Source organism: Cupriavidus sp. 05N38, from assembly GCF_056397345.1.
This window is the reverse complement of the sequence record NZ_JBFTNF010000042.1, coordinates 52,874-60,437: the sequence shown is the minus strand read 5'-3', so window position 1 is coordinate 60,437 and position 7,564 is coordinate 52,874. Positions and strand designations below refer to the sequence as shown.

The window sequence follows — 7,564 nt, the reverse complement described above, 5'->3', positions numbered from 1 at the left end:
GCCGGTAGCGTCAGCAGCCCAATCAAAGCCAACGCGCCCACCACGAAACCAGCCTCAGACGAGAAGTCTGAGCGCCCAGCCTTCTGCAAGAATCGCTTTCTTTTGGTTACTTTTCTTTTCGAGAAAAGAAAAGTGACACTTACATGTGCGCGAACGGGCTACCAAGCCCGCGCCGCTAGGCCCACAGCCGCGAGCACACAACACAACTTACTCCCCCGCCGCCCCCACGCAATACCCAACAATCGCATCCAACACACTCTCCGCCTCACCCACGGCAGCCGCGCAGCGTATCGCGACCCCCGGATGCTTCTGCCGGCAATCGTCCAGCAATGCCGGCAGATCCCGCCGCAGATGGCCGCCCTGGCCGAAGAACACCGGCACCACCGTGATGTCCGCAATGCCGCCGTTGGCCAGTTCGGCCAGCGTGTCAGGCAGGGACGGCGCCATCAGCTCCAGGAAGGCCAGGCGCACCGTGCTGTCGGGCAAGGCCGCCGCCAGCTTGGCGTGCAACCGGTCGAACGGCTCGCGCCAGCGCGCGTCGCGCGCGCCGTGGCCGAACAGGACCAGTGCCTTGGCGGGAGTGGCAGGGGCGTTCATGAGTGCGGCCTAGTGCCGGTCCACCCAGCGCAAAGCGCCAAGCGCCACCAGCAGGTACAGCGTGCCGGGAATCAGCGCCGAGACGATCGGCGGCCAGGTATGGAGCAGGCCCACGTGCGAGAACAGCGTGTTGGACAGGTGGAAGGACAGCCCCAGCATGATGCCGCCGAACACCTTCACGCCCACCGCGCCGGCCCGCGCGTGCAGGTAGGCGAAGGGCAGGGCCAGCGCCACCATGACGAACAGCGTGAGCGGGTAGATCACCTTCTTCCAGAAGGCGATCTCGTAGCGCTGGGTGTCCTGCTTGTTGTCGCGCAGGTGGCGGATATAGCGGAACAGGTCCAGCGTGGACATGCGCTCCGGCTCGACCAGCAGCACCGACAGGATCTGCGGCGTCAGTTCCGAGCGCATGGTCATGCTAGCCACGCTCTTCTGCTCGCCGCGGAAGACCGGGGCCAGGGCATCGGCCTTGCCGGGCTCGCCGCGCGGCAGCTCCAGGAAGTGCGTCTCGGTGACGTCGCTGAGCTGCCAGGACTGGCTGCCCTGGTAGCGGCCTTCCTTGGCCACGCGGATCACGCCGAGACGGTACTGGTCGTCGAACTCGTAGATGGTGACGCCGGTGATGCTCTGGTCGGGACGCAGGCCGGCCACGTTGACGAAGCGGGTGACCTCGTGGCCTTTGCCGGCGTCGCGGTCGCGGTCCTTGACCCACACGCCGGAGCGGAAGCCGGACGACACCGTGGCGCCGAGCGCCTCGAGCTTGACCTTCTGCGCGTACTGCTCGGCCTTGGGGCCGATGAACTCGCCGAAGATGAAGGTGACGATGGCCAGCGGCACCGCCAGCTTGAACAGCGAGAACAGCGCCTGCCGCGTGTTGAGGCCGGCCACGCGGAAGATGGTGTACTCGGACTGGCTGGCCAGCTGCGAGAACACGTAGATCGCGCTGATCAGCACCGCGATCGGCAGCACCTCGTAGATGCGCGTGGGCGCCTGCAGGATGACGTGGAAAAATGCCACCAGCGAGGTGTAGCGCCCGGCCACGCTTTCCAGTTCGCTGAGCATGTCGAAGAACACGAACAGCGCCAGCACGGCGAACAGGATGAAGGAGAAGACGCCGTAGATCAGGCGGCCGAAATACCGCTCGTAGACGCGCAATACCCTCATGCCTGGCCACCCTTGGCGGCCTTGCGCGGCAGCCCCAGCACGGCGCGCCAGCCGCCCAGGCTGATGTTCTGGCGATAACGGAACAGCATCACCGCGCCCAGCAGGGCGATCAGGTGGAACGGCCACCAGGCCATGGCGAAGGGGATGGAGCCGGAGCGCACCCAGGATTGCGAGAGATTGATCAGGTTGCTGTAGGTCAGGTAGATCAGCACCGCGAACACCAGCGGCGTGTAGCGGCCCAGGCGCGGGTTGACGTAGGCCAGGGGAATGGCGATCAGCACGAAGTTGAAGGCCAGCAGCGGCAGCGACATGCGCCACAGCAATTCGCCCAGGTTCTCATTGGTGCGGTTGCGCAGCAGGTCGATGGTGTCGCGGCTCTTGGTGGGCAGGCTGGCGTCGGACTCGGGTGGTTTGTTGTCCACCTTGACCGCGTACTGGTCGAATTCGACGATGCGGTAATCGAGCTTGCCGGGGGTGCCGGTATAGCGGCGGCCGTTTTCCATCACGACCAGGCGGTCACCGTTGGGCATGGTGCGGAACTGGCCCTGGTGGGCCAGCGACACGCCGATCTTGCCGGCTTCGGCGCTGGCCACGAAGACATTGCGCGCGTGGCTCATGTCGGCGTCGATGCTTTCGATGAACAGCACGTAGTTGCCCTTGGCCGGCTCGATGAAGCGCCCGGCGGCGATCATGGACAGCACGCCGCGCTGCTCGAAGCGGTCGCGGAACAGGGCGCTCTGCTGGTTGGCCCACGGCCACGCGAACATGCCCAGCAGCAGCGACATGACGATGAACGGCGCGGCGAACTGCAGCACGGGCTTGACCAGGTCGCGCAGCGAGATGCCGGCCGAGAACCACACCACCATCTCCGAATCCTTGTACCAGCGCGTGAGCACGATCAGGGTGGAGATGAACAGCGTGGCGGAGAGCAGGATCGACAGGTAGCCGATGGTGGCCAGGCCGATCAGCATCAGGACGTCGTTCGGGCTGGCCTGGCCATTGGCGGCCATGCCAAGGATGCGGATCACGAGCGAGGTCAGCATGAAGGTCAGCATGACCAGGAACACCGCCCCGGCGGTGTAGGCGAGCTCGCGACGCAAGGCTTGTTGAAAGATCATGCGTTGTCGGTTCCGGGCTGCCGGCCGGCGCGGGCGATGGTGCGCCGGTGGGCTTGCTAGTCAGCATAGCGGACCGGCGGCGGCAAATCGCGGATAATAGGAGCTTTCTTTGGACGAGCCCCTGGAAGGAAGCGCGATGGAATTTAGCACAAAAGCCTTGGATTGGAGCAAAGCTGGCCAAAATGGTTTCCTGGCGACCAAGACCGATTGCCTCGTGGTGGGCCTGTTTGAAGGACAGAGCCTGGCCGGTGTGGCAAAGGCGCTCGACGTGGCCACCAAGGGCTTGGTGTCGCGGCTCGTCAAGCTCGGCGATTTCGAGGGCAAGCGCGCTACGCAGCTGATGCTGCACGAGGTGGCCGGCGTGGGCGCGGCCCGCGTGCTGTTGGTGGGCCTGGGCAAGGAGGGCGAGTTCAACGACAAGGCCTTCGCCGAGGCCGTGCGCACCGCGCTGCGTGCCTTGTCCGGCACGCGTGCGTCCAATGTGCTGTGGTGCCTGGCCCAGCAGCAGGCGCCCCAGCAGGCCGGCAACGCCGCCAACCTGTCCTGGCGCCTGATCACCACCGTCACGCTGATCCGCGAGGCGGGCTACCGCCTGCTGGAGCGCCATCCCGGGCTCAAGCGCGCCGGCGCCGCCGCCAATGGCAAGGACAAGGCCACCGGCCTGCGCAAGGTGGTGCTGACCGTGGATGCGGCCGACGCCAAGGCAGCGGCCCAGGCTGTGGTGCGCGGCGCTGCCATCGCCAGCGGCATGGAGCTGACCAAGGACCTCGGCAACCTGCCTTCCAATATCTGCACGCCCACCTACCTGGCCAACACCGCGCGCGGCATCGCCAAGCGCCACAAGCTCAAGGTGGAAGTGCTGGGCCGCAAGCAGATCGAAGCGCTCAAGATGGGCGCCTTCCTGGCCGTGACCAAGGGCGCGGTCGAGCCGCCCCAGTTCATCGTGCTGCGCTACGACGGCGCCTCGGCCAAGCAGGCGCCGGTGGTGCTGGTGGGCAAGGGCATCACCTTCGATACCGGCGGCATCTCGCTCAAGCCCGGCGAGGGCATGGACGAAATGAAGTACGACATGTGCGGCGCGGCTTCCGTGCTGGGCACCCTGCAGGCGGTGGCCGAGATGGGCCTCAAGCTGAACGTGATCGCCGTGGTGCCCACTTGCGAGAACATGCCCGCGGGCAACGCCACCAAGCCGGGCGACGTGGTCACCAGCATGTCCGGCCAGACCATCGAGATCCTCAACACCGACGCCGAAGGCCGCCTGGTCCTGTGCGACGCGCTGACCTACGTGGAGCGCTTCAAGCCCGCGGCGGTGATCGACGTGGCCACGCTGACCGGCGCCTGCATCATCGCGCTGGGCCACGTCAACAGCGGCCTGTACGCGCGCAACGACGGCCTGGCCGACCAGCTGCTGCAGGCGGGCCGCAAGGCCATGGACACCGCCTGGCGCATGCCGCTGGACGACGACTACCAGGACCAGCTCAAGTCCAACTTCGCCGACATGGCCAATATCGGCGGCCGCCCGGCCGGCAGCGTGACCGCGGCCTGCTTCCTGGCGCGCTATACCGAGAAGTACGACTGGGCCCACCTGGACATCGCCGGCACGGCATGGAAGAGCGGCGCGGCCAAGGGCGCGACCGGCCGTCCGGTGCCCCTGCTGGCGCAGTTCCTGATGGACCGCGCAGGCTGAGGCGGGCACGGTCCGGTGCCTGCGGGCGCCGGACCGTGCCGCCCCTCCCGCATTAAGAGGATTGCCCTTGACCATGACGCGCATCGATTTCCACAGCAACGTGCCCGACAAGCTCGGCTACGCCTGCCGCCTGATCCGCAAGGCCTACGGCGCCGGCCAGAAGCTGGTGGTGCATGGCGCGCCGGAGCAGCTGGCGCAGCTCGATGCGCTCCTGTGGACATTCTCCGCGCTGGATTTCCTGCCGCACTGCGGCGTCGATCACCCGCAAGCCGCGATGACGCCGATCGTGCTGGCCGCCACGCTGGACCAGGCGCCGCACCACCAGTTGCTGATCAACCTCGATACGCAGCCGCCCGCGCAGTTCGCCAGTTTCGAGCGCATGATCGAAGTGGTGGGCAGCGAAGCCGCCGACCGCGACGCCGGGCGCGAGCGCTTCCGCCTCTATCGCGAGCGCGGCTATCCGCTGGCGCACCACGATATCGCGCAGGCCAGCCAGGGCAAGGGAGAGGCAGCATGACCGAACGCACCACCTCGCGCGTGATCCCGCGCATCGGGCCCAACGACAGCATTCCCCTGCTCACGGAGGTCATCGACCTTCCCGCCGATGCATCCCGGCAGGCTGCTGCCGAAACCGCGCAAGCTGTGCCCGCGCACCCCGTCGCCGATCGCGCGACCCAGCCGCATATTGACCACGAACCATCCTGGCCCGGCCCGGCCACCCATGTGGTGGTGCCGCGCGAAGCCGGTGCGGCCACGCCCGCACCCGAAGTGCCGTTGCTGGGCCAGCCCAGCCCGTCGGCGCTCGAGGGTGCGTATTCCGCCTGGCATGGCTTGCCGCCGGCGGCAGGCCATGCTGCCGTGCCGGCGCCGCCGAGCGACGAGGAACTGCGCGCGGTGCGCAGCGAACTGCTGACCCGCGTGATGATGCGCTTTCGCACCGAGTGGCCGCAGGTGGTGGAGGCGCACACCGAAGCCACGCTGCAATCGCGGCTGGCCCCGCTGACCGCGCAGCTGGCCGCCGAGCTGACGCAGGCGCTGGAGGCGCGGCTGGTGGAATGGCTGGACGCCACGCTGGAAGAGATCGAACGGGATCCGGGCGGGGTCTGAGCGCGGGCGACGGATTGCCCGACGTTTTACACTCTCCCGACTCAGGGGGAGCAGAACAAACGGAAGTCGAAAAAAAGCCCGCGATCTCTCGCGGGCTTTTTTCTTCAGGCCTGGGGCAGTCTGCGCGGACTCAGTCCGTCACCGCGCCCTTGCTTGCCGTCGACGCCAGCTTGGCGAACTTCGCCAGCACGCCACGCGTGTAGCGCGGTGCCGGCTGCTTCCAGCTGGCGCGGCGCTTGGCCAGTTCTTCGTCGCTCACGTTGAGCTGCAGCAGCAGCTTGTGCGCGTCGATGGTGACCGAGTCGCCTTCCTGCACCAGGGCGATATTGCCGCCCACGTGCGCTTCCGGCGCGACGTGGCCGACCACCATGCCCCAGGTGCCGCCGGAGAAGCGGCCGTCGGTGATGAAGCCGACCGATTCGCCCAGGCCCTTGCCGATGATGGCGGAGGTGGGGGCCAGCATCTCGGGCATGCCGGGGCCGCCCTTGGGGCCCAGGTAGCGCAGCACCAGGATGTCGCCGGCGTTGATCTTGTCGGCCAGGATGGCGTCCATGGCGCTCTGCTCGTCTTCGAACACACGGGCCGGGCCGGTGATGACCGGGTTCTTCAGGCCGGTGATCTTGGCGACCGCGCCTTCCTCGGCCAGGTTGCCCTTCAGGATGGCGAGGTGGCCTTCCTTGTAGAGCGCCTTTTCGATCGGCAGGATCACGTCCTGGTCGGCACGCGGGGTGTCGGACACGTTTTCCAGTTCCTCGGCCAGCGTGCGGCCGGTGATGGTCAGGCAGTCGCCGTGCAGCAGGCCGGCCTTGAGCAGGATCTTCATGACCTGCGGGATGCCGCCGGCCTTGTGCAGATCAGTGGCCACATACTGGCCCGACGGCTTCAGGTTGCAGATCACCGGCACCTTGCGGCGGATGCGCTCGAAGTCGTCGATGGTCCATTCGACTTCCGCCGAGTGGGCGATCGCCAGGTAGTGCAGCACGGCGTTGGTCGAGCCGCCGGTGGCCATGATCAGCGAGACCGCGTTCTCGATCGACTTGCGCGTGATGATGTCGCGCGGCTTGATGTCCTTCTTGATGGCCTCGACCAGCACGCGAGCCGATTCGGCGGCGCTGTCGACCTTTTCCTGGTCGGGGTTGGCCATGGTCGACGAGTACAGCAGCGACATGCCCAGCGCCTCGAACGAGGAGCTCATGGTGTTGGCGGTGTACATGCCGCCGCACGAACCGGACGACGGGCAGGCGTTCTTCTCCACACCCTCGAAGTCTTCCACGCTCATGCGGCCGGCGGTGAATTCGCCCACGGCCTCGAACGAGGACACGATGGTCAGGTCCTTGCCCTTCCAGTTGCCCGGCTTGATGGTGCCGCCGTAGACATAGATGCCCGGCACATTGGTGCGCGCCAGCGCGATCATGCCGCCCGGCATGTTCTTGTCGCAGCCGCCGATCACGACCACGCCGTCCATCCACTGGCCCTGCGTCGCGGTCTCGATGCAGTCGGCGATGACTTCGCGCGAGATCAGCGAGTACTTCATGCCTTCGGTGCCCATCGACATGCCGTCGGAGATGGTCGGGGTGCCGAAGATCTGCGGGTTGGCGTCGGAGGCCTTGATGGCGGCCACGGCCGCGTCGGCCAGGCGCTGCAGGCCCGAGTTGCACGGCGTGATGGTCGAGTGGCCGTTGGCGATGCCCACCATCGGCTTGTCGAAGTCTTCCTTCTGGTAGCCGAGCGCGTAGTACATCGAGCGGTTGGGGGAGCGCGCCACGCCTTGCGTGATGTTTTGCGAGCGTTTGTTGTATGCCATGGGAATCTCCGGGGGATGGGGTGCCGGCCTGCGGGGGCCGCTCAGCTGACTGAGCGCCGGGCAGGCGCCTGCCATGTTGTGGGCGAC

7 protein-coding genes are annotated in these 7,564 nt (G+C 67.0%); 3 read left to right on the top strand and 4 right to left on the bottom strand.

Features of this window, described 5'->3' with window-relative positions; all coding sequences use genetic code 11:
- Window positions 1-207: 207 nt before the first annotated feature.
- The 3 genes from AC1DK4_RS26750 to lptF are packed head-to-tail and all read right to left on the bottom strand — an operon-like array spanning window position 208 to window position 2,879.
- Complete coding sequence (locus AC1DK4_RS26750) at window positions 208-597, bottom strand: sirohydrochlorin chelatase (RefSeq protein ID WP_441618716.1); 390 nt, start codon at window positions 595-597, stop codon at window positions 208-210.
- 9 nt (window positions 598-606) lie between these two features.
- Window positions 607-1,761 carry an LPS export ABC transporter permease LptG gene (gene lptG / locus AC1DK4_RS26745; RefSeq protein ID WP_441618714.1) on the bottom strand — a complete coding sequence of 385 codons (1,155 nt, stop codon included), beginning with the start codon at window positions 1,759-1,761 and terminating at the stop codon, window positions 607-609.
- Window positions 1,758-2,879 carry an LPS export ABC transporter permease LptF gene (lptF, locus tag AC1DK4_RS26740; RefSeq protein WP_441618712.1) on the bottom strand — a complete coding sequence of 374 codons (1,122 nt, stop codon included), beginning with the start codon at window positions 2,877-2,879 and terminating at the stop codon, window positions 1,758-1,760. The genes lptG and lptF overlap by 4 nt, the downstream gene beginning before the upstream one ends.
- A gap of 136 nt (window positions 2,880-3,015) precedes the next feature.
- Here lptF and AC1DK4_RS26735 point away from each other — a divergent pair, with 136 nt between their 5' ends.
- The 3 genes from AC1DK4_RS26735 (at window position 3,016) to AC1DK4_RS26725 (ending at window position 5,673) form a co-directional block, all read left to right on the top strand.
- Window positions 3,016-4,566, top strand: a complete 1,551-nt coding sequence (locus AC1DK4_RS26735; RefSeq protein WP_441618710.1) for a leucyl aminopeptidase — start codon at window positions 3,016-3,018, stop codon at window positions 4,564-4,566.
- Window positions 4,567-4,639: 73 nt separating this feature from the next.
- On the top strand, window positions 4,640-5,083 hold the full coding sequence (locus AC1DK4_RS26730; protein ID WP_441618708.1) for a DNA polymerase III subunit chi: 444 nt from the start codon (window positions 4,640-4,642) through the stop codon (window positions 5,081-5,083).
- Window positions 5,080-5,673 (top strand): hypothetical protein, encoded by a 594-nt coding sequence (locus AC1DK4_RS26725; RefSeq protein ID WP_441618706.1) that lies wholly within the window; start codon window positions 5,080-5,082, stop codon window positions 5,671-5,673. The genes AC1DK4_RS26730 and AC1DK4_RS26725 overlap by 4 nt, the downstream gene beginning before the upstream one ends.
- Before the next feature lie 130 nt (window positions 5,674-5,803).
- Here AC1DK4_RS26725 and ilvD read toward each other — a convergent pair whose 3' ends face one another.
- Entirely contained in the window at window positions 5,804-7,477 is a 1,674-nt protein-coding gene (ilvD, locus tag AC1DK4_RS26720) for a dihydroxy-acid dehydratase (protein ID WP_441618704.1), read from the bottom strand.
- Window positions 7,478-7,564 lie beyond the last annotated feature (87 nt).

Coding starts and splice junctions, on each gene's coding strand:
- AC1DK4_RS26750 (WP_441618716.1), bottom strand. CDS start 597: ATGAACGCCCCTGCCACTCCCGCCAAGGCACTGGTCCTGTTCGGCCAC.
- lptG (WP_441618714.1), bottom strand. CDS start 1,761: ATGAGGGTATTGCGCGTCTACGAGCGGTATTTCGGCCGCCTGATCTAC.
- lptF (WP_441618712.1), bottom strand. CDS start 2,879: ATGATCTTTCAACAAGCCTTGCGTCGCGAGCTCGCCTACACCGCCGGG.
- AC1DK4_RS26735 (WP_441618710.1), top strand. CDS start 3,016: ATGGAATTTAGCACAAAAGCCTTGGATTGGAGCAAAGCTGGCCAAAAT.
- AC1DK4_RS26730 (WP_441618708.1), top strand. CDS start 4,640: ATGACGCGCATCGATTTCCACAGCAACGTGCCCGACAAGCTCGGCTAC.
- AC1DK4_RS26725 (WP_441618706.1), top strand. CDS start 5,080: ATGACCGAACGCACCACCTCGCGCGTGATCCCGCGCATCGGGCCCAAC.
- ilvD (WP_441618704.1), bottom strand. CDS start 7,477: ATGGCATACAACAAACGCTCGCAAAACATCACGCAAGGCGTGGCGCGC.